Genomic DNA, 26,402 nt, shown 5'->3' with positions numbered 1-26,402 from the left:
TGCGAAGCTTATTTTATGTTGGTTTTAGTATGTGCTTTTGATAGGTATCTGGCAGTAAGGCTTATTGTTAAAATAATTAATGTGAGTATAATGGCAGCTGCATAAGCACGCTCCCGGACTTCCAAAATAGGAGATCCTAGCTGAAAGAATATGGATAAGGGCAAGGTAGCGGCGGGCTCATCCAGATGAATAGGAATAAGGTCGGTATATCCCGCCGTAAAAATTACTGAAGCAGCATCACCTATGCCACGTCCAAAAGCCAATAATAAGGCTGTAATAAAACCAGGAAATCCTTGTTTAAAAATGACTTTAAATGCCGTTTCGCTTCTGGTAGAACCCAATGCCAAAGAAGCTTCGTACAAGCCTTTGGGGATATTACATAGTGCCTCATCAAAGGTTCTTACAACGATGGGAGTGATCAGGAGAGCAACGGTTATGATTCCGGCCAGTAGTGAGGCATTTATGCCAATCAACAACATGAGGGCAAAACCAAAGGCTCCATATACGATAGATGGAACACCCCAAAGCGCATCTAATACATAGCGTATGATATTTTGCGTTTTCTTATATCGGGATAAATAAACGTTGATATATAATGCAGATGGAACCCCCATGATGGTTGCGAGGATGGTTGCTCCAAAAGAAATATATAAGGAACCAATGAGGGCGTTTAAAACCCCACCCTCACCACCGTAGTAATATCCACCACGGGGTGTCATGAAAAGCATGGTCCATGACAAGGCATGAAGCCCTTTCATAAAAATGATAACTATAATAAAAATGAGTGTTGTAACAAGCGAAAGTGTTGCAAGTCCTGATAGCAGGCGTACGATCTTTTCTTCAAATTGTTTTCGGTTATTCATATTTGTTGGTTTTGTAAATGAAATACCTAAAAATAAGGTTGATTATAAGTATGATGGTAAAGAGTAGGAGTGCCGCAAACATTAATGCGGAGTCATACAATGGAATGGATAACATTTCACCATAATTGTTGGCGATAAGGGCAGGTAGGGGGTATCCTGCATCGAATAAGTGAGGTTTTGTTTGAATAAGGTTTCCAACCACCATCATCACCGCCATTGTTTCGCCAAAAGCTTTGGCAATCCCCAGTCCAAATGCCGAGATGATACCAGGAATTCCCTTTCGTATTACCACATGTTTTACCATCTCCCAATAGGTGGCTCCCAGCGAAAGAGAAGCTTCTTTTAATCCTGTTGGAATGGTGTTGAATACCTCAATAAGCATGTTCAATATGTACGGTATGCACATGACAGCCAGTACAATCCCTCCAGCCAGTATGGTGTAGCCCGAAGACTTAATACCTAAAAGAGGCGCCAAATGGTTGGATATGAAAGGAACGATAACTAAGATGCCCCACATGCCATATATGACAGATGGTAACCCTGCCAGTATATCAATTACAGGGTGCATGAATCGCATGATGTTTTGCGATGAAACCAATCGTGATAAAATGTTTTTTACACCAGGGAATTTCTTTGGGGTGAGTTTCGTGTGGCCATAAAAAGAAAAATTATTGGCACATGAAAATTGTGTTAAAAATAGAGCGGCCAATAAGCAAACAGGTGCAGAAAGGCAGAAAGCGATGAATGTGACATATAACGATCCTAAAATAAAAGGGAGAAAGCCAAATTCTTTTTGGTGTGGTAGCCATATGGAGGATGTGATCAATTCATTCAAAGACTTTAGTTCCATTAGGGGGTGGGCCTTTAAGTATAGTCCTGTTCCAATTGCCAGTGGTAGCGCAAGGATGGTTATGATAGAGATTATCATCCATGATGTTGTTATCTTGGACAAGAGGCTTCTTTGATAGTGCATAGGAAAAAGGTAATTATTGGGCATTCAGTTTTTTAAGGGATTGTTTAACGAGGATATCGCTCATGGGAACATAGCCGGCTTCTTTTACATAAGCCTGTCCTTCGGTAAGTGTCCATTTAATGAAGTCGCAGGTTGTCTTTTCGGGTGGTTTTCCATTTGCTACAAAGTAAAGTTGGCGTGCTGGAGGTGCAGGGTAAATGCCATTGGCAATGGCCTGTAGTATATCGCAGAATGTGTTGTAGCAGTCTTCTTCAGCATCTATTTTTCCATTTTCATTGATGTCAATGGGGATGAGTTCAATTCCTGGTTGTTTTTTGCCTGTATTTATATTATAGGCGAAAATAGTATTGTTAAATGCGATGCCAGCAGGATCCTTACTTACGGCTTCGGCTAATCCCGGATCTCCATAGATTCCGATCCCCTTTATGTTTTCTTGATGTGTGCCCAGGTATTTTGCCCATGTTTCGGCAGCACCGCAAGCATCGGATCGTGTATAAACTGAGATTTCATGTTGCGAGGGTTTTGCCAACAATGCATCCCACGAAGAGATGGATTTGGTAATAAATATGGCTTTAAACTCAGCTTTGGTAAGGCCTCTTTTCTTCAATGAATCAAGGTATGGGTTACGTTTGCTGATGGTTGGTACCACTGCGTCAGTGCATAGACTTACCCACCATACCCCCTTCTCCATTTCGGAGGGTGTAATCTCACGAGAAAACATACCCAGATCTACAGCTCCGGACAGTGCATCGGCCATGCCTTTGCCAGCTCCTCCACCAGAAATATTAAAACGGATATCAGGATGGGTCTTTTGGTATTCTTCTGACCATTTTACAACCAAGGGGTATAAGGCAAAAGCACCGGAAATATTTATGGTGTTGTTTTTGCTTGATTGGGATGAGCATGCGCTTATCAAGATAAGTGATAATAGTGTAATTGATATTGACTTTGTCTTTTTCATTGTACTGTAATTTTTATTGGTACAGTACAAAAGTCAATACAAACTAACAGATATAAAACAGCCTTATATCGTATTTTTTATATACGTTTTTTTACGTAAAAGAGGCTTTGTATTATCAAGGAATTATATTTCGAAATATCCTTCTTTGATGGCATAAACCACTAACTCAGCTGTGTTCTTGCAATTGGTCTTTAGCATGATGTTTTCCCTGTGTTTATCTACCGTTCTTTTGCTGATGAAGAGTTGTTCCGAAATCTCCTGATTGGACAGTCCTTGGCAGATGTTTAGAAGTACTTCTAATTCTCGTTTTGTTAGTTTTTCATTTTTTAATGGTTCAGACTTGCGGTTCAGACCAGCAACAATGGAACTGAGTATTTCGGGAGAAAAGAAATTGCGGTTATTGTATGCCTCTAGTATGGCTGTTTGTACATCATCAAACTGTGAGTTCTTTAACAAAAATCCCACTGCTCCAGCTTCTATCATTTCAGTGTAAAACATTTCGTCTGAGTACATGGATAAGGCAATGATTTTAAGTTCAGGAAATTGTTTGATTGCTTCTTTGGTAGCTTCAATGCCGTTTATTTTAGGCATGTCAATATCCATTAAAACAACGTCAGGCATAAAGTTGGTTACCTGGTCAAGAAACTGTCTGCCATTTGCAGCTTCTTTTATTTCAGAAATATATTTACTGTTTTGTAGTAAAAATCGTAATCCTTCACGAAATAAGGAGTGATCATCTACGATATGTATTTTAAATTTTTTCATGATTATAATTAAATTTTCAAAGGCCATATGGAATTCGCCGAAATTAATCATCTCCCTGTGTGCGCAACAACTCTCATGACTCGTTTCATTGGGGTAATTTTATGTAAGCGTAAAAGCCATTTGATGGTGAGCTGTTCATTTTAAAATAGCCATTTAAGGAGGTTACTCTAGATTTTATATTTGTTAAGCCCATGCCACTATCTTGTTCTCGTTCCAAATCAAAGCCAATGCCATTATCTCTGTAGGTGAATTCCAATAGGCTGTTCTTTTCGTATAGTAGAATATTAATGTTATCAGCTTGAGCATATTTTAAAGTATTATTGACCAATTCGCAAAAAATACGGTAGAGAATAACTTCTATGTTATAAGAAAAACGCTTTTTTTCAATATTACTGGATATTTCAATACGGATGGTTTCTTTAAGGGATGAATTTCGGATAAAGATTTCAATTGCCTTTTTGAGGCCATAGCGTTCTAAAACATGAGGTGTAAGATGATTTGAAATCTCTCGGGTGCTTGTTATTGCGTTGTCTACAAGACTTTCTATTTTCTCAAGTAGCTCAGTGGTGTGGGGTGATGTGTTTTTTTTGTGAATGGCCGAAATCGTCATTTTGGTGGAAGATAGTAGTGGCCCTAAGCCATCATGTAATTCTTTAGAAAAGTACTTTCTTTCTCTTTCCTCAGTGGATATCACAGCCGATAGTAGTTTTGCTTCATTTTCTTTTTGAAGTTGATGAATTCTGGATAAGACTTCAAATATTTTACGAATATAAATAGAAGAAATTAACATGGCTATTGAAATTATAATAGCTATCCAGCCATTTATGATTGAGATGGTTTCGGGTATTCCAGCTTCAAAAATTGAGAATACCTCAAATAGTCTGCGTACAGCCATCAAAAGAAAACCTATTGAAATACTGATCCATGCAACATTAAATTTTGTTTTGGGAATGAGGCTGATAGTAATGATAAATGCGATTACTTGCAGAAGGGCCGAGAATATGAGAGCAATCTGTAATTCCATTTTGTAAAAATACGAGATTAATAGCTTGGACTAAAATAATTTATAAGGATATTATATACGTATTTAATCGTATTTTAAGCCGAATGATGTATGAGAGAATTTTACGCATCAGTCAGATTAAGTGAGTTTTTCATATTAAACTTGATTGGTCTTTGCTTTGAATTATAGTGATGGTTTTATACTTTTGTGGCCTGATTTATCTATCCAAAAATTCTACGATAATATATCTTACAAAATGAGTCATGGGAATGTTTTTTCTCCTTGGACAGATGGCTGTCCGAATTAGTTCCATATGGCCATTGAAAGAAAAATTTAAACATATGAAAAATAATAGTATTCCGCTAAAGATTATCTTATTTAGCGTTGGTCTTTTTGTTATGGCTGTAGGTGTTGCTTTATCTGTGAAAGCAGATCTTGGGGTGTCACCTATATCTTGTATTCCCTATGTATATAGTTTTAAAATGCCCTTTTCTTTGGGTACGCTGACGATCTTTTTTAACTTGATTTTGATTGTCATACAAATAGGGATACTTCGAAGGAAGTATCGTCTGCTTCAATTGTTGCAACTTCCTGTTGTATTTGCTTTTGGTGTTTTTATTGATTTGGCACTCTATTTTGTTTCTGATTTGAATGTGTCTAATTATTATTGGCAAGCCTTCTGGTGTTTGGTGAGCTGTGTAGTGATTGCTTTGGGTGTTTTTTTAGAGGTAAAGGCAAAGTTAACGTATCTGCCGGGAGAAGGGTTGGCTATGGCCATTGCTGATACTTTGAATAAAGAGTTTGGGAAAGCAAAAATAGGGGTTGATAGTGCAATGGTTATGGTGGGCTTAATAAGTTCTTTTATTTTTCTTTTTCAACTTGAAGGAATAAGGGAAGGAACTATTGTTGCTGCTGTTTTAGTGGGGTTTATTGCTAAGTTTTTTCATCGTAAGATACATATATTGGACTCGTGGCTTGGGCTGGATGTTAGTAAAGCCTCCGACGAAAACGTCTCGGATAGTATTGAAAATGGAAGTGAAACAAGTCATAAGAATCCAGTTCTTATACAAGTGGATGATTAAGTTAGGCGAGTTCCATATGGCCATTGAAAGAAAAATTTAAACATGAATATAGTTTGTAAATCAATGGGTAGTTTTTATTGAAGAGTGTGAGGGAGATAAATTAACTGAACATTTATTTAAGGCTGAAAGGTCGATAGTGAAACCAATAATTGTATGACAGGGATGACCAGATGGTTTACTAAGGGTGTTTTAAAATTTGGTAAAGCAGGTACTATTTATAGTATAGCTTGTTAACTTTCATCCTGTTTAATATCTTTGCGGCTTATTTTAAAGCCTTGTGGGGTATATTTCATGTCAAAAATTAAATCTTATATTATAGCTTTTAGGTTGCGAACGCTTCCCTTGGCTTTGTCTTCCATTTTGATGGGTAATTTTATAGCTGGCTACCATCAATCATATCGTTGGTCAGTGGGAATTTTAGCCCTGGTGACCACCGTATTGTTGCAGGTGTTAAGTAATGTGGCCAATGATTATGGAGATGCCGTTTCTGGGGCCGACAATGAAGAACGGGTGGGGCCAGAACGGATGGTGTCTTCAGGTAGGATTACAACGGATGAAATGAAAACTACCGTGATTGCATTCTCAGTTTTGTCTCTTATAGCTGGAATTGTTTTGATTGCTTGTGGCGATTTTAGCATGGTGAGTATAAAAGCTTGGGGACTGCTATTCTTGGGTTTGGGTGCAATTGCCGCGGCCATAAAATATACAGTGGGAAATAGTCCTTATGGATACAAAGGTTTGGGTGATATTTTTGTTTTCTTGTTTTTTGGATTAACGGGCGTGTTGGGGACGTACTTTTTGCATACCGGAACTTTTGATGTATGGCTCTTGCTGCCCGCTTCTGCAGTGGGCTTTTTAAGTGCAGGCGTTTTGAATCTGAATAATCTTCGTGATGTAGAGAATGATGCTAAAACGGGAAAGCATACTTTGGTAGTGAGAATGGGAAGTTCATGGGCAAAAAAATATCATACCTTTCTTGTCGTGGGAGCGATGGTGCTTATGGTTTTATACGGTGTTTGTCAGTTTGTTAGTGATTGGCAATGGTCTTTTGTCCTTGTGTTTCCTATTTTCATTAAAAACCTTGTTTTTGTGTTGAGAAATCAAGTACCCAAGCTATTGGATCCTCAATTAAAAAAGTTGGCAATAGCTACTTTCTTGATGGTATTACTATTGGGCCTAGGGTTGTTTCTTTAATACCTTTGTAGCATGTTGTGTGATATGGTGTTTTATTATTAGTTTCATTGCTTATGCTGAAAGCTTCGTTTAAAAGACATACTTTGAGTTTTAATACGCCAGGTGGCACATCACGGGGAGTATTAAAGACTAAGAATAGTTGGTATGTGGAAATTTATGAACAGACCAAGCCTGATGTGGTTGGTATTGGTGAATGTTCCATATTACCCAGATTGAGTGTGGATGACAAACCTCATTTGGAAAGTAAGCTTACTGAGGTATGTGAGCAAATTAATATTTATGCGCACAGCTTGCATGAGTCACTAACTGAATGGCCTGCTATACGTTTCGCATTGGAAATGGCTTTGCTCGATTTACAGAATGGAGGTGGTAAAAAAATATTTCATTCTGATTTTGTGGTCGGAATGAAGGCCATTCCTATCAATGGATTGATATGGATGGGAGAGATGGAGTACATGCAAGAGCAGTTGGAGCAGAAACTAAAGGCAGGTTTCGATTGTATTAAGATAAAGGTGGGTGCACTGGATTTTAAAAAGGAGATTGAACTGATAAAGGAAATAAGAAGAAGGTATGATGCCTCTCAAATAGAGGTAAGGGTGGATGCCAATGGGGCATTTTCACCAGATGAGGCATTGGACAAAATGATCCAACTAAGTAAGTTGGATATTCATTCTATTGAGCAGCCCATAAAGGCTGGACAATGGCAAGTAATGGCTGATCTATGTAAGGAAACACCTTTGCCTATAGCCTTGGATGAAGAGTTGATTGGTCTTGATGATTTTCAGACAAAGGAGGAAATGCTTTCAATCATTAAGCCGCAATATGTTATTTTAAAGCCTTCATTACTAGGTGGTTTTAAGGCTTCTGATGAATGGGTTCGAATTGCAGAAGCTCAAAATGTGGGTTGGTGGGCTACTTCGGCCCTGGAAGGTAATGTTGGACTAAATGCCATTGCACAATGGACCGCTATTCATGATAATTCCATGCCTCAAGGTTTGGGCACGGGACAGGTATTTTCTAATAACGTTTCTTCTCCGCTGGAAGTAAAGAAGGGGCATCTTTTTTATAATATAAATGAACCATGGGGTGTTTTACCAGAGGAGAATATAATCGTATAAAGCTGGACGGTATTTGTCGTGAAGGAGAAGCCTTGAAGGCATATTGCGCTGCGCGGCTAAAAGACCCGCTTACACCGCAATGGCAAAGGGATATTTGGGAATTTATTGAGCAATGGTTGTCTCCCCGCAATTATATCTTAGCTTATACTTCTGGTTCAACAGGACAGCCTAAGGAAGTACGATTGCAGAAAAAGCATATGCTTGCATCGGCACAAAAGACAGTGACATATTTTAATCTAACAACTGATAAAACGGCTTTGTTATGTTTGTCTGCTCATTATATTGCAGGTAAAATGATGTTGGTGCGAGCATTTGTGGGAGGGTTTAATTTGTTGCTGGCGGAACCCTCAGGAACTCCGCTTTCTCATATTTCTGAATCGATTGATTTTGTAGCGATGGTGCCATTACAGGTGTATCATTCCATATCTGATTTTACGAATGTTAAGTCGGTAATAATAGGAGGAGGTGCTGTTTCTTTGGAATTAAAATATAGCTTAAGGGGTATGGAAACCCGGTTTTATGAAAGTTATGGTATGACGGAAACAGTGTCGCATGTGGCTATAAGGGAGCTGGGTGATGAAGATGACTTTTTTAAGGCTATGCCTAATGTGACCTTTGGGCAGGATAAAAGATCTTGTCTGAAAATTGTGGCTTCTGATATTTGCGAGGATGAGATTGTAACCAATGATATTGTGACGCTTAAGAATAAAACAGAATTTTTGTTTATAGGGAGGTATGATCATGTGATTAATACCGGAGGACTTAAGGTGATACCCGAAAAAATTGAATTGAAGTTGTCGCGTTTATTGACAGTTCCTTTTCTAATTTCATCTGTGCCGGATGATAAACTGGGCGAAAAGATTGTATTGGTATTTGAAGAGAATGATAATCTAATGGAACTGCCTGATTTCTCTCTTGTGCTTGACAAGTATGAAAGGCCTAAAGAGATTAAGATCATTCAAAAATTTCCATTAACAGAAACCGGTAAGATAAGAAGAAAGGAAGTAAAACGCCTGATTGGTGATGGTGTATTGTAGTGCTGTTGGTGCTGTGGGGATACTGTGAAAATATGAAGGAAGAGATATTTTTTGAGGTCATGTCTTTGTTCTTGGCGAATGGAAGTCTATAAAATAGATAAATATGCCGAATGTCATGGTATGAAAAGGACAATTTTATTTTCTTTGGCTTTTTGATGCGAAATTTCCCTGAAACTAAAATATTAAATGTAAAACATAAGGAGACATTATGAGGAATTTGAAGTTGACAAGTATTGTTATGCTGGCTTTTATAGCCTTGAATAACATTAGTGCGCAGGAGGAACAGGAAGAAGGGTATCAATTTGAAACCATTTACGATTTGGAGGCAACTCCGGTGAAAAACCAATATCGCTCAGGCACATGTTGGAGTTTTTCCGGACTTTCATTTTTAGAATCAGAGGCTATAAAGAACGGAAAGGGCTCTTTTGATTTGTCTGAAATGTTTGTTGTGAGAAACTGCTATTCAGACAAGGCAACTAAATATGTACGTTTGCACGGCTCTTTGAATTTTGGTGGAGGCGGATCCTTTGAAGATGTGCTTTATACCTTGCGTAACTATGGTTTAGTACCAGAAGAAGTATACACCGGACTGAATTATGGTGAGTCTAAGCATGTGCATGGGGAGATGGATAACCTGTTAAAAGCTTATGTGGATGGTGTGATCCAGAATAAGAATAAAAAACTGACATCTGTTTGGCATAAGGGATTCAATGGTATTTTAGATGCTTACTTGGGTGAATACCCTGAAAGTTTTACATATAAGGGAAAGAACTATACGCCTCAGACCTTTGCCAAAGAAGCAACGGGATTAAATGCCGATGATTATATCATCGTAACATCTTTCACACATCATCCATATTATTCGAAATTTATTTTTGAGGTTCCTGACAACTGGGTGTGGGGAGAGGTTTATAATGTTTCACTGGAGGATTTAAAGAATATCATGCATACAACCCTGGAGAAAGGCCATACTTTCGGTTGGGCATCTGATGTGAGTGAAAAGGGTTTTACGTTTAGAAATGGAGTGGCTATTGTTCCGGAAAGTGATATAGAAGAAATGGACGGTTCTGAGCGTTCCAAGTGGGAGACGATGACAAAGGCTGAGAGAGAAAAATTGATGTACAGTTTTAAGGGACCGGTGAGCGAGAAAGTAATTACTCCAGAAATGCGACAGGCTCAATTTGATAATTATTTAAGTACTGATGATCATGGTATGCATATTACAGGAATGGTAAAGGATCAGGAAGGTACTATATATTATAAAGTGAAAAACTCATGGGATACCAATAATAAGTACGATGGATATTTATATGCTTCTGAATCATTCGTTTTATTGAAAACGATGAATATCATGATTAATAAAAATACTTTACCCAAGGATATTAAAAAGAAGTTAGGTATTAAGTAGTCTTAGCAAGAAAACTCCAAATACTACGTTATTCTCATTTTTGAAACAGTCATTTACAATCAGTAAACTCCAGATTTTCAAAAATATCGAAAGTCTTGTGTTTGAAGCTTTCTTATCAAAGACAGAAAAAACAGTAGTTTTCTTGTAGCTACTAAGTAGATAATGATTTAATACTAGCATACCGTTAAAAAATACGTTATCATCACCAACACTTTACCCAATCATTTTTGATAACGTTAGAAGCCGCTTTTGTTTTCAAAAGCGGCTTTTATTTTTGTATGACTGATGTTTCATCCCAAATGATAGTATATTTGTCATTTGTTGGAGTGTTATGTTTGACCTGATTTTAAAACAAGTATATTATGAGTTATAAAGATTATAAAACCCGTGTAAAGATAAAGGCTGAAATAGAAGATATTTATGCGGCACTAACTAACCCATTTACCATTGAGCTGTGGTCGGGATATAAAGCCGAAATGTCTACGGAGCCTAATTCTGAATTTTCACTGTGGGAAGGAGACATTGTAGGTAAAAACCTGGAGTTTGAAACCAATAAAAAAATGGTGCAGCAGTGGTATTTTGGGGAGCAGCCTGAACCGTCTATCGTCACCCTAAAAATATTTGAACAAAAAAATCATTGCCAAATAGAATTGGTACATACGAATATACCAGAAGGTGATTATGATGATATTTGTGAAGGCTGGAATGCTTATTATCTGGGTGCTATTAAAGAGTTTTTTGAACAGGAATAGCAAGGGGTGTAGTGCCTAAGCTAAAGAAAGATAGGTGTTTGTGTTTGATAATCATTTTGAGTTTTTTTACCTTTAGTTAGGAATTAACCTACTAGAGTATATGAATACCTTTAGCTATAGTGCTTTCCCTTTTGTGCGTTTGTTGCTTCCCTTTTTGGCAGGGCGTGTTCTTTCTCTTTTTTATACGCCTTCCTTCTTGTGTTATCTGCTGGTGTTTTTGCTTAGCATCCTGGTGATTGTTTCTTTATCTCGCTCTTTGGTCATCCCTTATTCAAAGGGGTGGATGGTGGGAGTCGTTATTTTTGTGGTTATATTGGCTTTGGGTTTTATTAGCAAGCCAAACGATTATTTCGACGTATCCTTGATAGGTCAAAATCATGTGTATAAGGGGGTGGTAAAGCAGGTTGTTAAAAGTACGGATGACCGGCAAAGTCTTATTCTTACCATTGGCAATGTAGATAGTTCTGCACTCTACTATTTTAATGTGCTCATGTACCTGAAGAATGAGCCGGCACAAGCTTTACTTCCGGGTGATCAAATAGCATTCTATGCCAGACTTGGCGATATGAAATATACGGGCAATCCTTTTGCTTTTGAGTATGCCGAGTATATGAAAGGTAAAGGAATACGTGGTCAGTTTTTTCTGGAGAATGAAAATGTGCTAAGGTTGGGAAGGGTATTTTCATTGAATCGTATCTTTTATCAAACACGCCAGAAGGCAGAAGCAAAATTAAGGCACTTACCACTGAATACAGAAGAGTTTGCCATTGTTTCAGCTTTGGTACTAGGAGATAAATCGATGCTGGATTATCAAACCAAAGCCAACTTTTCTCGTGCGGGTGCTATTCATGTATTATCTATTTCGGGGCTCCATGTGGGGATTGTATTTATTATGCTTACAAGCCTTATGGGCCAGATAGGGAAAGGTACTGTTGCATTATTGAAGGCGCTGGTGGTGATTTTGGTGTTGTGGTTCTATGCTGCCATTAGTGGAATGTCACCATCTGTCACTAGGGCAACGCTAATGTTCAGTGTTTTTGTTGTCGCCAAATGGAAAAGTCACCAGTATAGCATATATCATTCCATGGCCATAGCTGCCTTTGTTATTTTAGTCATCAATCCATATGCAGTGATCCATGCAGGTTTTTGGCTGAGCTTTATGGCTGTTGGATCCATAGTGTATTTCTATCCATTGGTAAATGGATGGATGTATTTTTCATCTCCATGGGCAAAATATATCTGGTCTTTGATTGCGGTATCGGTATCCGCTCAGGTAGGAACCCTGGCGCTGAGTCTTTACCTTTTCGATTTCTTTCCAACCTGGTTTGTGCTCTCAAATATACTTGTTATCCCTCTGCTGCCAATGATGTTAGTTGGCTCTATCTTGGTTGTGGTTTTTCCTGCTGATTCAATACTGGTACTCTTATTGGGGGAATCTTTAGTCGCGATGTTTCGGTATCTGAATCAGGTGACGGCTTGGGTGGGTAGTCTGCCATTTGCCCAATATGTGGGATTGCAACTGGACTTTTATCAGGTGCTTGTGTTTTATGCGATGTTGGCTTGTTTTATTATGTGGCAGCAGCTTAAAAAGGGTAAATATCTGGTTTATGTCCTCCTGTTTTTGCTAGTGGGTTTAGTTGGCTTAACGGTTTCTCGTTTTAACAGATATCATGAAAAGATATTTGTAGTGCATCAAATCAAAGGAAAAACAGCAGTTACGCTCACCGCTTTTAATAAATGTGAATGTTGGATTAATCAGCCCCTGGCTCCCCAAGAGGTAGATTATGTGTTGTGGCCTCTGGCACTGCATCAACATGCCCCTTCGATCTCTTACCGCAGAGTAGACTCTTTGATGCTAAGTCCTATTTGTAACAGTGGAAAAAACATATTGATGGTCAACGGTAAGTCGGATGTGGGTAGGTTGATTGATCATGCGGATGTGATTGTGTTTACAGCTAAGTCTAAACTGTATCAAATAAAAGAGTGGCTGAATAAAGCAGATAAGCAGGTATTGGTGTTTGATGCTTCCTTCTCTTATTCGCAATGCAAATACCTGCGAAAAGAAGTACAGAATCGTTCTCTGAATGCGCACTTTGTAACGCTTGATGGCGCCTTTGTAATTGCCATATAGGTTAAAAATTAAAACTTATTACTGCCTTGAGTGTTAGGTTCTTGTGGCTAAATATATAAGGTGTTGGTATAAATGTTGTAAATGATTGATAGTTTTAATTATTATCTTATAAATTTGCGACGGTTTTTTAAATGCGGTTGTCGTGTTTGTGTTATAAGAAAAAATAAGCGATGAGAATTATTATTGCAGGTGCAGGTGAGGTTGGTACACACGTAGCAAAGATGATGTGTCATGCCAATCATGATGTTATTTTGATTGATGATAACGAAGAACGTCTTAGGCAGGTTGATGCTCATTTTGATTTAATGACCATTGTTGGATCTGTCTCCTCTATCGAAGACTTAAAGCAAGCTAATGTAGCAGCCTGCGATTTGTTTATAGCTGTCCCTCCCTATGAGGAATTGAGTATCATGTCGGCCATACTGGCAAAAAAGCTGGGCGCCAAAGTTACCATTGCACGTATTAATAATTACGAGTATCTACTTCCGGAGAATAAGGAGTTTTTTAAACAGTTGGGTGTGGATGAGTTGATTTATCCTGAGCAATTGGCAGCCAAGGAAATCATGACCTCCTTAAAACGTGTGGGTATCAGACAACAAATCGATTTCTCTGATGGTAAGCTGATTCTCTATGCCATAAAAATTCGCGCCAATGCGCCTATTATTAATAAAACATTGGCTGAGATAGCCGAAATGCACGATACCAAATTGTATAATACTGTAGCCATCAATAGAGATGGACACACTATTATTCCTCGAGGTAATGAAATGTTCAGACACAATGATCTGGCTTATATTCTTACAACACCTGAGGGAACTCCCAAGGTAATGGCCGATGCGGGAAAAGAACATTTTGATGTTAGAAGCGTCATGATTTTGGGGGGTAGCCGAATTGGAAAAAAGGTGGCTCAACGTTTAGAGGGTGAATATAATGTGAAGTTGATTGAAATAGATAGGGACAAAAGTACCAGACTGGCAGATACACTGGAGCATACCTTGGTGATTAATGGAGACGGAAGAAACCTTGAACTGTTGAAAGATGAAGGTATTAAAAAGATGGATGCCTTTGTGGCTGTAACAGCTAACTCAGAAGTCAATATTTTAGCATGTCAATTGGCCAAAAAAATGGGTGTGCGTAAATCAGTGGCTGAGGTGGAGAACATGGACTATATCGATTTGGCCGAGAATATTGGGATTGGTACCTTGATCAATAAGAAACTAATTGCAGCCAGTTATATTTACCGTTATACTGTAAAAGCCCGTGTTTCACATGTGAAATGCCTGATTGCTTCCGAAGCTGAGGTGTTGGAATTGGTGGCCAGTGAAGGATCTAAAATTACAAAGGATCGGTTGAGGGATCTTAGATTACCCAAAGACGTGAATGTGGGAGGAATTATCCGCAATGGAACCGCTATTATTGCAACCGGAAATACACAGATTATTCCGAATGATAAAGTGGTGGTTTTTGCTTTGCCTTCGGGTATTCGTAAAATTGAAAAGATGTTTCTTTAGTCAAACATTTTTTGTTTATGTGGAATAGCAGATTAATTTTGTGCTTTTACATTAATGGTCTGAAAAGATAAACTATCCTTTTATATGTTAAATGGTAGAATAGTCCTGCTTATAATGGGACTGCTTCTTGTAGTGGAAGGTGCATTTATGCTACTTTCGTCAGCTGTTGCTGCTGTTTATGGTGAGTATGACTTGCCTTATTTCCTTTGGTCGGCATTGATTTGTATTTCTATTGGACTGGTTTTGTTTGTTACCAATCGCAATGCCGAGAAAAATATAGGTAAACGAGAAGGATATATCATCGTTTCTATGGTATGGATTGTTTTTTCCTTTTTTGGTTTACTACCATTTTATTTGAGTGGCGCTATTCCTTCTTTTACGGATGCTTTTTTTGAAACCATGTCCGGTTTTACTACCACAGGTTCTTCCATATTGAATGATATTGAAGCCTTGCCACATGGCATATTGTTTTGGCGGAGTATTATACAATGGTTGGGAGGTATGGGAATCATCGTGTTTTCATTGGCCATTTTGCCTCTGCTGGGTGTGGGAGGTATGCAGCTCTTTGTGGCAGAAGTCCCCGGACCTGTGGCCGAGAAGTTAAGTCCGCGTATTGCAGATACAGCAAAACGACTATGGGGTATCTATGTTTTTTTTACCGCCGTAGAAACATTGATGTTATGGGCCGGAGGAATGAGCTTTTTTGATGCTATCTGTCATTCCTTTACTACGATGGCCACGGGAGGATACTCCACTAAACAAGCCAGTGTTGCCTATTACGATTCTGCCTATATACAATATGTGATTATCTTTTTTATGTTTGTTGCAGGTGCCAACTTTACCTTGTCGTATAGTGCCCTGCATGGTAAAGTGGCCAAAGTATTTAAAGATGAAGAATTTCAGTATTATTTAGGTTTTGTGCTTGTGGTCTCCTTGTTGGTGGCAGGCGTTTTATTTGCTACGGGCAATGTGATGGGTGTGGAACAAGCTTTTCGGGATGCATTGTTTCAGGTGGTGTCTGTGATAACAACAACAGGTTTTGCTACGGCCGATTACTTGGTGTGGTTCCCTACTCTTAGTATTATCATGTTTATGCTTATGTTTGTGGGCGGTAGTGCCGGGTCGACAGGTGGTGGTATCAAAGTGGTTCGTATTGTTTTGTTGCTCAAGAATGCCTATTTTGAATTAAAAAGACTGATACACCCCAATGCTGTTATTCCTGTTCGATTTAATTCTAAAGCTGTGTCCCCAACTGTTATTACTAATGTGCTTGCTTTTATTGTTATTTATATGTTAATAGTAGGAGTGAGTATGATTATTATGTCATTTATGGGATATGATTTGAATACTTCTATTGGAGCTGTAGCTACTTGTATTGGTAATATAGGTCCTGGCCTTGGAGAAGTAGGTCCTGCTGCTAACTTTGCTTATATCCCGGACTTCGGAAAATGGTTTCTTAGTTTTTTGATGTTGATAGGACGTTTGGAAATATTTACAGTGGTATTGCTTTTTTCTCCTCACTTCTGGAAGAATTAAGTTTTGTTAAGCGGTGATTTATTTGCTTATGAGGACTTTGTTTTTGAGGTGCTTGTGCTATCCATGATCTTGTGTAATAATTGGATTACCTATCTTGTCTCCTGTTTTGTGTAACTTACCTTTGTTTTCTGCTACAACGTTTTTTTAAAAAATTACAGATTATTAACACGTTATAAGGATCTTGATTCATTACATTTTTTTTCTCTTATGGTGATGCCGTCATGGATCATCAGGCTGAAGTGGAACTTGCTGAAAGTGAGTTTGTTTGAGTGAGAAGGATTGGGTGATGAAAAAAAACGGTGATTTATTTCTTTTCTATACTAAATATCCGAAAAATACCTATGATAAGTAAATTGTGTATTTGACCTGGGATTTATCGTTGGTTTGACCTGTGGTTTGGAACAATACATAGAATTGTGCGTAGACGGGTAAAATTCAAAAATAACGAAGTTATAATGCATATTCAGATGAAAGATAGGAGTAGATATCATTGTTCTACGTGATGGTGCTAGCTATAGGAACGTTTCGGTCTATGTTAATTAATGAGAGGTAAATGAAAAGTATGAATGATCTAAAGATAGGAATAAGACTTAGCTTGTTTATTGGTCTGGCAGTAATATTAATGCTTACGATTTTAGGTATTTATATTTATCGAATACAAAGTGAGAAAATTGTGCAGGATACGGATGCGCATATGACCGAGCAGGTCAATGATTTATCGAATCTTGTGCGGCTTCAAATACAAGAACGGCAGGCGCAGGTTAGCTCGGCTATTAATGTTGCGTCCGAAATTGTGTATTCTAACGGAGGCTTAAGTTTATTAACTGATGAAAAAATAGAATTAGAAGCGATTAACCAAGTAACGAAAGAAGTTAAAAGTACTGAAGTATTTCCTTTATGTTTAGGTGGTGATGTTTTGTATAATAACACCTATATTGTTGATAAAATTACAGAATTGACTGGTGCAAAGGCGACTATTTTTCAAAAAATAGAAGGGGGTTATGTCCGCATTTCAACATCGGTATTAAAAGTAGATGGGAATAGAGCCATTAATACATTTATACCTGAAGATTCTCCTGTTGTAGCAGCAATAGAACAAGGTGAAGATTTTATTGGTAGAGCTATTGTTGTGGATGATTGGTATTTGACAGCTTATCGCCCCCTTAGGCTAGATGGCGAGGTGATTGGGATTTTATTTGTTGGAATGCCCGAAAAGGATTTACAAAACATAAAAAGAATGTTCAGTGAGAAAAAGTATTTGCAATCAGGCTATCCTTATATTGTGAACAATAAAGGAACAATGATTGTCCATCCAACGCGTGAAGGATCTACACTTGATAATGAAGATTTTTTTAAAAAAATCATGGGTTTGGAAGATGAACAAGGTCGAACATCTTATTTGTGGGAAGGACAAAATAAAATACAATATTCAAAATTTATTAAGGAGATTGATGCTTACGTCGTTGTTTCATTATATGAAAGTGAGATGTTGGAGATTCTCCATCATTTAAGAGATGTACTTGTTTTTTCTATTATTTTTAGCATGATTGTAATTATTAGTATCAATTATTTTATAAGTCGTTCATTGTCTGTTGCTATACAAAAGGGTGTTGATTTTGCAAAGAGAATTTCGGAAGGTGATTTAACAGCGGAGTTAAATATACATCAGAAGGATGAAATAGGTGTTTTGGCAAGTTCATTAACGCAAATGGTTGATAAACTGAGAGAAATTGTTTCTGGGATTAATGGAGGAGCAAAAGAAATTGCAAAGGCAAGCTATCAAATAAGTACAGGAGCACAACAAGTATCGCAGGGTGCCAGTTTGCAGGCAGTTGCAGCGGAAGAGGTTTCCTCGTCAATGGAAGAGATGGCTGCAAATATTCAACAAAATACAGACAACGCTATTCAAACCGAAAGGATTTCTTTGCAAGCCAAAAAGAGTATGGATTTAATGGGAGAGTCTGGTAAGAAAAGTATTACATCTATTAAGGAAATTGTAAGTAAAATTTCTATTATCAATGACATTGTGTCTCAGACTAATATTTTAGCACTCAATGCTGCGGTGGAGGCAGCTCGTGCTGGTGAGCAGGGGAGAGGTTTTGCTGTTGTGGCAGCAGAAGTTAGGAAGCTAGCAGAGCGTAGTAAAGTGGCAGCTGATGAAATTATATTTATTTCTACGAATAGTGTTACTGTAACTGAGGAAGCAGATTCCTTGATAAATAATTTAACTCCTGAGATTGAAAAAACAGCTAATTTGGTTCAGGAAATTAGCTCGGCGAGCAGTGAACAGGTATCAGGTGTTGATCAGGTGAATGCCGCATTAAATGATTTGAATACGGTTATTCAACAGAATGCATCCGCTTCTGAAGAATTGGCCACAAGTGCAGAAGGTTTAGCTGGTCAGGCTGAGCGCCTAAAGACAATGATTAGTTTTTTGAGGTTAAGTGCTAAAGATGCTTAAGAAATATTTATCATCGCGAACTGCTTTTTCACTCGGTAAGAATGGTCTGATCATTTATGAGACTGATCAAATATTTAATTTAGTTATATTTAACAGATAGATAGCCTAATTATTGTTATTTTAATCTATTTTTGGCGACTTAATATGTTTAATCTTATATAAATGAAACAGGTTGTATTTGTATTTCTAACCTTTATTGTCAGTGGATATTTGTCGGCTCAAGAAGTTATGTTTACCGAAAGTGGGGAATATCTTGTTCCTGATGGGGTGACTCGTTTGTGGATAGAAGCTGTGGGAGCAGGCGGTAATGGAGGGTCTAACGGTATGTCAGGTGGCGGCGGAGGAGGATATGCCTTGGGTGTTTATGATGTTACGCCAGGGCAAACGCTCAGTGTAAGCATAGGAGCCGAATCTAAGGTGGATGATTTATTATCAGCTACAGCAGGCGTTAATGCGAGTTATTCTCGTGATGATGATGGATTTGGTATTGTAGGTGAAGGCGGTATAGGTACGGGTGGAAATATAGCCAATTATAAAGGTGGTGATGGCGGTAAAGGTTACTACACCTATTATGGTGGTGGCGGCGGAGGGGCTGCTGGGCCTAATGGAAATGGACAAAATGGTGGGGATACTTATGCTTATGGTGCTCAAGATTGTCCACCTGAAGGTGGAGCGGCTGGAGAATCGGGAGGTTATCCTGGCGGAGCTGGAGGAAAAGGTGCGGGATACGATAACTGTGCGCATGGTTATGGAAACTCAAACCCTTCTACTGCCCCCGAAAACTACGGCGGTGGCGGTGGCGGAGGTAATGGTAGTGGTTATGTTTCTACAGCCGGGGCTGGCGGATTTGTTCGAATATCAACCGCTTCCTTGGTAAATGGAGTTACTGCCATTGGTTTGACTTTGCATGCTCATGATACCGAATCAACTTACCAATGGATTGATGCGGATTATAATAACATTGATGGTGCAACAAGTAGAAGCTTTCAAGTGAAGGATCTAGGTAGTTATGCAGTTAAGTTGACCCAAGATGGAACTACACGGACGTCTAGTTTTACGACTATTACCTTTGATGATTTTGTTGGTAATTCTGCTTCTTTTGGAGCTACTGTATTTGAAGAATCAGGTGAGTTTATTCATGATAATTTTATGACAGATGATGTTCTTATTGAAGTAGTAGGAGCAGGCGGTAATGGAGGATCTAACGGTATGTCAGGCGGCGGAGGAGGAGGTTATGCTTCGGGTATGTATACCTTGACTCCCAATGAAAGCCTAACGGTTGAAGTGGCAGAAGCGAGTGTTTCTGGTAGTGTATCTTCTGTAGGTGGTTTATTATCTGCTACTTCAGGTAGTAATGCTAGTTATACCAGAGACGATGATGGATTTGGTGTGGTTGGTGTTGGAGGTGTTGGAGCTGATGGAAATATCGCCAATTATACTGGTGGTGATGGAGGGAAAGGATACTTTACTTATTATGGCGGCGGTGGCGGCGGTGCGGCCGGTCGAATGGGTAATGGACAAAATGGTGGGGATACTTATGCTTATGGTGCTCAAGATTGTCCACCCGAGGGAGGTGCAGCAGGAGAATCTGGTGGTTACCCCGGTGGTGCTGGAGGAAAAGGAGCTGGTTACGACAATTGTAGCCATGGTTATGATAATACGAATCCGTCTACCGATCCAGATAGTTATGGCGGCGGCGGTGGCGGTGGAAATGGCTCCGGCTATGCTAGTACTGCGGGCGCTGATGGATTTGTAAGTATAAGTTATTGTGATTTCTATATTCAAATGACGCGATCTTCTAATGTATTAACATTCGAAAATTCAAGTGGAATTTCCTACCAATGGCTTAAAATTTCTTCGGATAACAGTATCGAATATCTAACGGATGAAACGGGTCCTTCTTTTGAGATGCCTGAATCCGACGATCAATATGCCTTATATGCTGCTAATGGTACTTGTTCTTTGTTGTCAGACTTGTATACACCATACTTACCAACCGACACAAGGATACTTGAGGAAGCGCAAATTAAGGTGGAGGTTTATCCTAATCCTGTTCGAGATGTTTTATATATTAATGCTGATCAGGAAATACTAAAGATTCAGCTTATCTCTACTTCAGGTAAAGTGATCAAAGCATCTGATGGTGTCTCAGAACTGAATGTGCAAGATGTTCCTAAAGGATTGTATTTAATTCATGTTACTTTTCATTCAGGAAATACGGTGCATAAGGTTGTGATCAAATAGAAGAATTAAGCTTTGCATTCATCTGCTTCTGGTATGGAGGGGCTGATTTGGTATGTAAATTCTTATGTAGGTGTAAGTATTTGTTATTTAGTTGTTTTTTTAAATCCGAATGATGCATGCGGTCTTTGTAATCGATTTTCAAATGTATTTTTCGGTTAAAACACAATTTTAAATGTCAACAGTAAGCATTGTTATTACTATAATTATTTTGGCAGGTTTTCTGCTTTTTACATCTTGTAAACATTTTAGTGGGGCTGTTAATAAGGAACTATCTGATAGTTATTATTATAATAGGAATAAAAGTGCCATTCAATATAGCCCCATGGGTAACTGGTTTGAACTCGGTAACACCAAGATGGATGCGGATGTTGCTTCGTTTGAAGTGCTGGGACGTGATTATGGAAAAGATATGCATAAGATTTACTTCAAAGCAAGCGATATAAGTAACGAGGTGGATTATGCTACATTCTGGGTAAAGGAACATTTTGCTTTCGATCAAAATCATGTTTATGTAGCCATTGAGTATTTACCATACGAACTTGTTGAAAATGTGCCTTCCTCCAAAAAGCTCTTAATTATAGAGGGGGCCAATCCTCAAAGTTTTGTGAATATAAATAATGACTGGAGTAAGGATGATAAGTTGTACTTTTATAATTACCAGGCTGTTGAAGTAGATTATGCTTCCTTTGAGATACTTAACGAAACTTGTAGTAAAGATAAAAATACGGTGTATTTACACCATAAGGATGGGATTATCGCTTCAGATATTGATGTTGTGAGTGTGCAGGTGATTGATAAACATTATGTTGCGGATAGGGATAGACTGTATTCATTTGAAAGGTGGGAAGAGGATAGCGAAAAAGCCATGACCATCATTCCGCTGCTGGATGCTAGAACCATAGAGGTTTTAGAACATGGCTATTTATTGGTGGATGATGGTGTTTATTATAACAATGTGCGGATGCCGATGGCTCATCGTGCTTCTTTTAAGATCTGGAAGGATACTTATTATGGTGTAGATAAAAATTATGTGTACTATTGTGAAATGCCGATAGAAGGAGCTGACCAGGAATCTTTTCATGTGTTTGCTTATCAGTCTTATGCGAAGGATAAAAATAATGCTTACTATGTAGGTAAGCCTATGAAGGGTGTTGATGTGGAATCTTTCGGACCCAAAGATAAAAATGGTTCAGGCCTCTTTAAAGACAAAAACCATATTTATAGAGGAGATGAAATTGTAAGGGAATAGCTTTTGTTTATAATCAATTCGATATTCTTTTTGCAGCGAATTCATGAAAAAGCTATTGATGTCAGCCTTAATAAAATATTTTTATAGTTTAGCATTTAGTTATCAAGCCTAAAACTCATTTAATGCGGCATATCCATCCTTCATAGAAGTCATGCATTTAAATTTAATCTTCAAATGGCACATGAAACTCGCCTATCCTAATCAGGTACTTAAGATTTATCTTTGGGTGTCGATTTTTCTTCCGTTTTTCTGTCTATTTTATCTAATAAATTGTATTTGGCTTCTCTGGCTCTCCATCTTTGGCGGGCGTATTCCTGCATGTCGGTTACCGTGTCCGTTTCATCCACAATTTCTAGTCCTAGTAGTGTCTCTATAATGTCTTCCATTGTAATGATACCATCCAAGCCACCATATTCATCCACAATGAGTGCGATGTGTTCTTTTCTTTCCAATAGCTTTTCCCATAAAGAAAAGATGACGATGGAGTTAGGAACAATGAGAATATCTCTTTTGATATCTTTGAGTTTTGTATCGTGCTTGTGTTCGGCTAACATTTCAAATACCGTTTGGCGAAATACATAACCGGTGATGTTTTCGTCGTTTTCAGCATAAATAGGGATTCGTGAAAATTTGACGAAGTCTTTGTTCTTCAAAAAGTCTCCTAAGCTAAGCTGTTCATCAGCCAGGGCTACTACCACCCTGGGGGTCATAATTTGAGTTACCTTAATGTCCTTTAGTTTTAGTACATTTTGAATGATTTTATGCTCTTTCTCTGAAAAGACACCTTCGTCGGCGCCAATGCTGGCTAGTACGCCAATTTGTTCACGGCTGACCGTGTTTTCGTTGCTGTCGTGGGAAATTAATTTGGTGATAGCTGATGATAATAGTACCAATGGATACGTAATATACATCATTGCTCGGATGGTGTAAAATGTAAATTTAGATAGTTTACGCCAATACTTGGCTCCAATTGTTTTAGGTATAATTTCTGTAACGATTAAAATTAATATGGTGAGGATGGCAGATACTACCCCAAAGGAGGATTCTCCAAATACTTTGATAGCTTGGGCACCAACACCTGCTGCTCCAATGGTATGAGCTACGGTGTTTAGAGAAAGAATGGCAGAAAGGGGTCTGTCAATATTCGTCTTCAAGGTTATAAATTCCTGAGCCCATTGGTGGCCTTTCTCCTGACTAATGATTAAAAAAGACTGGGGGGTGGAGAGTAAAACTGACTCCATGATGGAACATAGAAAGGAGACAAATAAAGCAAGAAATAAATAGGCGAAAAGAAGCGTCATTTTTTTTATTAAAGATACTATTTTTGTCTGTTCCCTACCAACTTCATATTTTTATTTTGTTCATAGTGTAATGCTTTTTACATTATCTATGAATAGCTTAGGTTTGGTGGAGGATGATCCTTTGTCGTTCTTTTGTCCATTTTGTTCTTTCTGCTTCAACAAAAATTAGGATAGGGTGTTTTTCTAATATAATTGAGGTTCCGAATTTATATTTACATCACAAGTTATATCTATATGATTTACTATTTTACCTTGCCTGGCTTAGGGAATTCGGATGAGAATCATTGGCAAAGTCATTTCGAAAAAATACTGCCTAATTGTAGGCGCATTGAGCAAGATAATTGGGATAAGCCTGTGCGTGAAGCATGGGTGGATCGTGTTGAGGAGGCTGTTAGAGGCATCGATTTGTCTCAGGTGGTTTTTATAAGCCATAGCCTGGGAGGGATTACTTTGTCGCACTGGGTGCGTACATACCATAAAAAAATAAAGGCCGCGTTGATTGTGGCTCCGCCTTGTGTGGAAAATGTGTCTCCGGAATATGGTTTAGAGTCTTTTTTGCCTGTGCCCAAAACTAAGCTGCCTTTTTCAACTCTATTGGTTGCCAGTAGTAACGACCCGTGGTCAAGTATTGACCAATCCCAAAAGTTGGCTGAGAATTGGGGGAGTGATTTTGTAAATATTGGCCATGCGGGTCATATTAATTCTGATTCAGGATTGGGGATGTGGAGTCAAGGACAGCGTTTGTTAAATGATTTATTGCAGCCACTAGATAAGTAATAGGGTGCAAAAAAACACACCCTATTATTGAATATTGTTTCTAACCTCTTGCAAAAACTTTTTCATCTTTTTTGTATCCTTTTCGTCTATAATGGCCAATAGTTCTTTTAGTTTTAACCTTATTTTTTCCACCTGACTACTGGTAAAGGGGTTGAACAAAATTTCGGAAAGTAAATAATCATCTTCACTTAACAAGCCCTTGGCAATATCAAAATGTTTGCTAAATGTGGTTCCTGGCGCATCTTGTTTTTTCATGCAAGCGGCAAACACAAGGGTAGAGGAGAAGGGTATGGATAAGGAATAAGCGATGGTTTCGTCATGTTGAATAAAGGTATATTCATGAATGTTCAAGCCCAGTGTGCTGAAAAAATCCTTAAAAAACTTTTTCCCGGCTTGGTCTCCTTCTGATATGATGATGGCATGGTGTTCGCGCAGTGATTTGAGGTTGCCGAAGGTAGGCCCAAACATCGGGTGAATAGAGACATAGCGCATACCGGTTTCTTCATAAAATTCTTGAAAACCTGTTTTTACAGAAGAGATATCAGATATGATGCAGTTCTTAGGTAGATAAGGAATGGTTTCCTGAAAGGCAGCAATGGTAAATTTTAAGGTAACAGCATTTATTAATAGTTCTGGTTCAAATGCTGTTATTTCTTCCAGCCTGGTTAAGCGTTGTGTGTTAAATATGTACTTGAGTTTTTCTAAGTTGGGGTCGTAAATAGCTACATCATGGTCGAGACAAAGTGCATCGGTAAGCCATGTGCCCATTTTTCCGGCTCCTAGTATACAGATTTTCATTATATTTTTTATAAGAGACTTATAGATTTTCTAATGCATTTTTGGAGTTAAAGATAAATGGGGAGCTAAGAGGGTGTTAAATCTCTTAACTCTCTTAACTCATCATTCTTTATCTTCATTCATCAGCAATGCAGATGTGTTATTGATTCATTATTTTGTTTTGGCGCGTAACGGACTCTTCGTGAATGCTTTCGAAGAGCTTGGTTAAAAACTCGTCTGACAGACCCAGTTTTGCTCCGCGTTCTTTACGGTTATTCATGATTTCATCATAACGTCGTGTTTGTAAAATGGTAATGTTATTTTCTTTTTTATAGGTACCAATGGCCTCTGAGATCTCCATACGTTTTTGAAGTGTGCTCAGCACTGCGTCATCCAACTTGTCTATTTTCTGGCGTAGCTCATCTAAGGTAACCCTTGGTTTTTCGCCAATCTTAGGCTCTCGAAGAACTATTTTGTCGGTTATTTCCTTTAGTTCGCTTGGTGTAACTTGTTGTTTGGCATCGCTCCATGCTTTGGTTGGACAGCGGTGCGATTCAACAAGTAGACCATCGAAACCCAGGTCCATTGCTTCTTGTGATATCTCATAAATTAATTCGGATTTACCACTGATGTGCGATGGGTCGCAGATAATGGGTAGGTCAGGACAGCGACGTTTTAGTTCTATGGGGATTTGCCATTGTGGGTGGTTACGGTATTTGGTCTTGTCGTAGGTAGAGAAACCGCGATGAATAGCTGCTAATTTTTTGATGCCAGCCTGGTTGATTCTTTCCAGAGCACCAATCCAAAGCTCCAAATCGGGATTGACCGGATTTTTTACCAATACCGGAATGTCAACACCCTTGAGCGCATCGGCAATTTCTTGAACAGCAAAGGGGTTGGCAGTAGTACGGGCGCCAATCCAAAGAATGTCGATGCCATGTTTAATGGCTTCAAAAACGTGGTGTGCATTGGCTACTTCAGTTCCAACGAACATGCCCAACTCTTCTTTAACCTTTTTAAGCCATGGCAAACCGATGGTTCCTACACCTTCAAAAGCCCCCGGACGTGTTCTGGGCTTCCATATTCCTGCTCTGAATATTTTAAAACCATCCGCTGATAGCTGGGTGGCAGTTTCCATTACTTGCTCTTCTGTTTCGGCGCTGCAAGGACCGGCGATTACCCAAGGACGTTCTAAGTCAAGTCCTGGAAGGCTGATTTTTTCAAGGTCTAATTTTACCATTTTATTGCGTTTTTATATT

22 protein-coding genes are annotated in these 26,402 nt (G+C 38.6%); 14 read left to right on the top strand and 8 right to left on the bottom strand.

Annotated elements, in window-relative coordinates:
• Window positions 1–8 precede the first annotated feature (8 nt).
• Window positions 9–863 carry a phosphate ABC transporter permease PstA gene (pstA, locus tag CYTFE_RS0112085; RefSeq protein WP_027472000.1) on the bottom strand — a complete coding sequence of 285 codons (855 nt, stop codon included), beginning with the start codon at window positions 861–863 and terminating at the stop codon, window positions 9–11.
• Window positions 856–1,431, bottom strand: coding sequence for a PstC family ABC transporter permease (locus tag CYTFE_RS31160; RefSeq protein WP_235208110.1), 576 nt, complete (start codon window positions 1,429–1,431; stop codon window positions 856–858). Before CYTFE_RS31160 ends, pstA begins: the two co-directional genes overlap by 8 nt.
• Before the next feature lie 103 nt (window positions 1,432–1,534).
• On the opposite strand from CYTFE_RS31160, the gene CYTFE_RS31155 reads away from it, so the two are divergent.
• Complete coding sequence (locus CYTFE_RS31155) at window positions 1,535–1,828, top strand: hypothetical protein (protein WP_235208111.1); 294 nt, start codon at window positions 1,535–1,537, stop codon at window positions 1,826–1,828.
• 21 nt (window positions 1,829–1,849) lie between these two features.
• Here CYTFE_RS31155 and CYTFE_RS0112075 read toward each other — a convergent pair whose 3' ends face one another.
• From CYTFE_RS0112075 to CYTFE_RS0112065, 3 genes are all read right to left on the bottom strand, one after another.
• Window positions 1,850–2,797 (bottom strand): PstS family phosphate ABC transporter substrate-binding protein, encoded by a 948-nt coding sequence (locus tag CYTFE_RS0112075; RefSeq protein WP_027471998.1) that lies wholly within the window; start codon window positions 2,795–2,797, stop codon window positions 1,850–1,852.
• Between the two features lie 123 nt (window positions 2,798–2,920).
• Window positions 2,921–3,562 (bottom strand): response regulator transcription factor, encoded by a 642-nt coding sequence (locus tag CYTFE_RS0112070; RefSeq protein WP_027471997.1) that lies wholly within the window; start codon window positions 3,560–3,562, stop codon window positions 2,921–2,923.
• 85 nt (window positions 3,563–3,647) lie between these two features.
• Window positions 3,648–4,586 (bottom strand): sensor histidine kinase, encoded by a 939-nt coding sequence (locus CYTFE_RS0112065; protein ID WP_027471996.1) that lies wholly within the window; start codon window positions 4,584–4,586, stop codon window positions 3,648–3,650.
• A 320-nt stretch (window positions 4,587–4,906) separates the two neighbouring features.
• On the opposite strand from CYTFE_RS0112065, the gene CYTFE_RS26295 reads away from it, so the two are divergent.
• The 12 genes from CYTFE_RS26295 (at window position 4,907) to CYTFE_RS0112005 (ending at window position 22,288) form a co-directional block, all read left to right on the top strand.
• On the top strand, window positions 4,907–5,647 hold the full coding sequence (locus CYTFE_RS26295) for a YczE/YyaS/YitT family protein (RefSeq protein ID WP_200871297.1): 741 nt from the start codon (window positions 4,907–4,909) through the stop codon (window positions 5,645–5,647).
• A gap of 291 nt (window positions 5,648–5,938) precedes the next feature.
• Entirely contained in the window at window positions 5,939–6,841 is a 903-nt protein-coding gene (locus CYTFE_RS0112055; RefSeq protein ID WP_044262782.1) for a 1,4-dihydroxy-2-naphthoate polyprenyltransferase, read from the top strand.
• Window positions 6,842–6,924: 83 nt separating this feature from the next.
• Complete coding sequence (locus tag CYTFE_RS0112050; protein ID WP_244880325.1) at window positions 6,925–7,959, top strand: o-succinylbenzoate synthase; 1,035 nt, start codon at window positions 6,925–6,927, stop codon at window positions 7,957–7,959.
• Entirely contained in the window at window positions 7,923–8,996 is a 1,074-nt protein-coding gene (locus CYTFE_RS0112045) for an AMP-binding protein (protein ID WP_027471993.1), read from the top strand. The genes CYTFE_RS0112050 and CYTFE_RS0112045 overlap by 37 nt, the downstream gene beginning before the upstream one ends.
• Before the next feature lie 208 nt (window positions 8,997–9,204).
• Window positions 9,205–10,404: a C1 family peptidase gene (locus CYTFE_RS0112040; protein ID WP_027471992.1), complete on the top strand. Its 1,200-nt coding sequence runs from the start codon at window positions 9,205–9,207 to the stop codon at window positions 10,402–10,404.
• Between the two features lie 362 nt (window positions 10,405–10,766).
• A complete protein-coding gene (locus CYTFE_RS0112035) occupies window positions 10,767–11,156 on the top strand; it encodes an SRPBCC domain-containing protein (protein WP_027471991.1) in 390 nt (129 codons plus the stop codon).
• 100 nt (window positions 11,157–11,256) lie between these two features.
• Window positions 11,257–13,287, top strand: a complete 2,031-nt coding sequence (locus CYTFE_RS0112030; protein ID WP_027471990.1) for a ComEC/Rec2 family competence protein — start codon at window positions 11,257–11,259, stop codon at window positions 13,285–13,287.
• Between the two features lie 170 nt (window positions 13,288–13,457).
• Window positions 13,458–14,798, top strand: coding sequence for a Trk system potassium transporter TrkA (gene trkA / locus CYTFE_RS0112025; protein WP_027471989.1), 1,341 nt, complete (start codon window positions 13,458–13,460; stop codon window positions 14,796–14,798).
• Window positions 14,799–14,882: 84 nt separating this feature from the next.
• The gene (locus CYTFE_RS0112020) at window positions 14,883–16,334 is read left to right on the top strand and encodes a TrkH family potassium uptake protein (RefSeq protein WP_027471988.1); all 1,452 of its coding nucleotides are present in this window, start codon (window positions 14,883–14,885) and stop codon (window positions 16,332–16,334) included.
• A 553-nt stretch (window positions 16,335–16,887) separates the two neighbouring features.
• A complete protein-coding gene (locus CYTFE_RS26290) occupies window positions 16,888–18,795 on the top strand; it encodes a methyl-accepting chemotaxis protein (protein ID WP_081735976.1) in 1,908 nt (635 codons plus the stop codon).
• Between the two features lie 162 nt (window positions 18,796–18,957).
• Complete coding sequence (locus CYTFE_RS0112010) at window positions 18,958–21,039, top strand: T9SS type A sorting domain-containing protein (RefSeq protein WP_027471987.1); 2,082 nt, start codon at window positions 18,958–18,960, stop codon at window positions 21,037–21,039.
• A 172-nt stretch (window positions 21,040–21,211) separates the two neighbouring features.
• Window positions 21,212–22,288 (top strand): DKNYY domain-containing protein, encoded by a 1,077-nt coding sequence (locus CYTFE_RS0112005; protein ID WP_027471986.1) that lies wholly within the window; start codon window positions 21,212–21,214, stop codon window positions 22,286–22,288.
• 209 nt (window positions 22,289–22,497) lie between these two features.
• On the opposite strand, the gene CYTFE_RS0112000 is transcribed toward CYTFE_RS0112005, so the two are convergent.
• Window positions 22,498–23,589: a CNNM domain-containing protein gene (locus tag CYTFE_RS0112000; protein ID WP_027471985.1), complete on the bottom strand. Its 1,092-nt coding sequence runs from the start codon at window positions 23,587–23,589 to the stop codon at window positions 22,498–22,500.
• Window positions 23,590–23,823: 234 nt separating this feature from the next.
• Here CYTFE_RS0112000 and CYTFE_RS0111995 point away from each other — a divergent pair, with 234 nt between their 5' ends.
• The gene (locus CYTFE_RS0111995; RefSeq protein ID WP_027471984.1) at window positions 23,824–24,366 is read left to right on the top strand and encodes an RBBP9/YdeN family alpha/beta hydrolase; all 543 of its coding nucleotides are present in this window, start codon (window positions 23,824–23,826) and stop codon (window positions 24,364–24,366) included.
• Between the two features lie 24 nt (window positions 24,367–24,390).
• Here the strand turns inward: CYTFE_RS0111995 and CYTFE_RS0111990 are convergent, their stop codons facing one another.
• Together CYTFE_RS0111990 and CYTFE_RS0111985 are read right to left on the bottom strand one after the other, a co-directional pair.
• Entirely contained in the window at window positions 24,391–25,164 is a 774-nt protein-coding gene (locus tag CYTFE_RS0111990) for a prephenate dehydrogenase/arogenate dehydrogenase family protein (protein WP_027471983.1), read from the bottom strand.
• A 139-nt stretch (window positions 25,165–25,303) separates the two neighbouring features.
• Window positions 25,304–26,383: a bifunctional 3-deoxy-7-phosphoheptulonate synthase/chorismate mutase type II gene (locus CYTFE_RS0111985; RefSeq protein WP_027471982.1), complete on the bottom strand. Its 1,080-nt coding sequence runs from the start codon at window positions 26,381–26,383 to the stop codon at window positions 25,304–25,306.
• Between the last annotated feature and the right edge of the window lie 19 nt (window positions 26,384–26,402).

It is taken from the genome of Saccharicrinis fermentans DSM 9555 = JCM 21142, from assembly GCF_000517085.1.
Taxonomy (GTDB): domain Bacteria; phylum Bacteroidota; class Bacteroidia; order Bacteroidales; family Marinilabiliaceae; genus Saccharicrinis; species Saccharicrinis fermentans.
The sequence above is the reverse complement of the archived record's forward strand: the minus strand, read 5'-3'. Positions and strand labels throughout refer to the sequence as shown.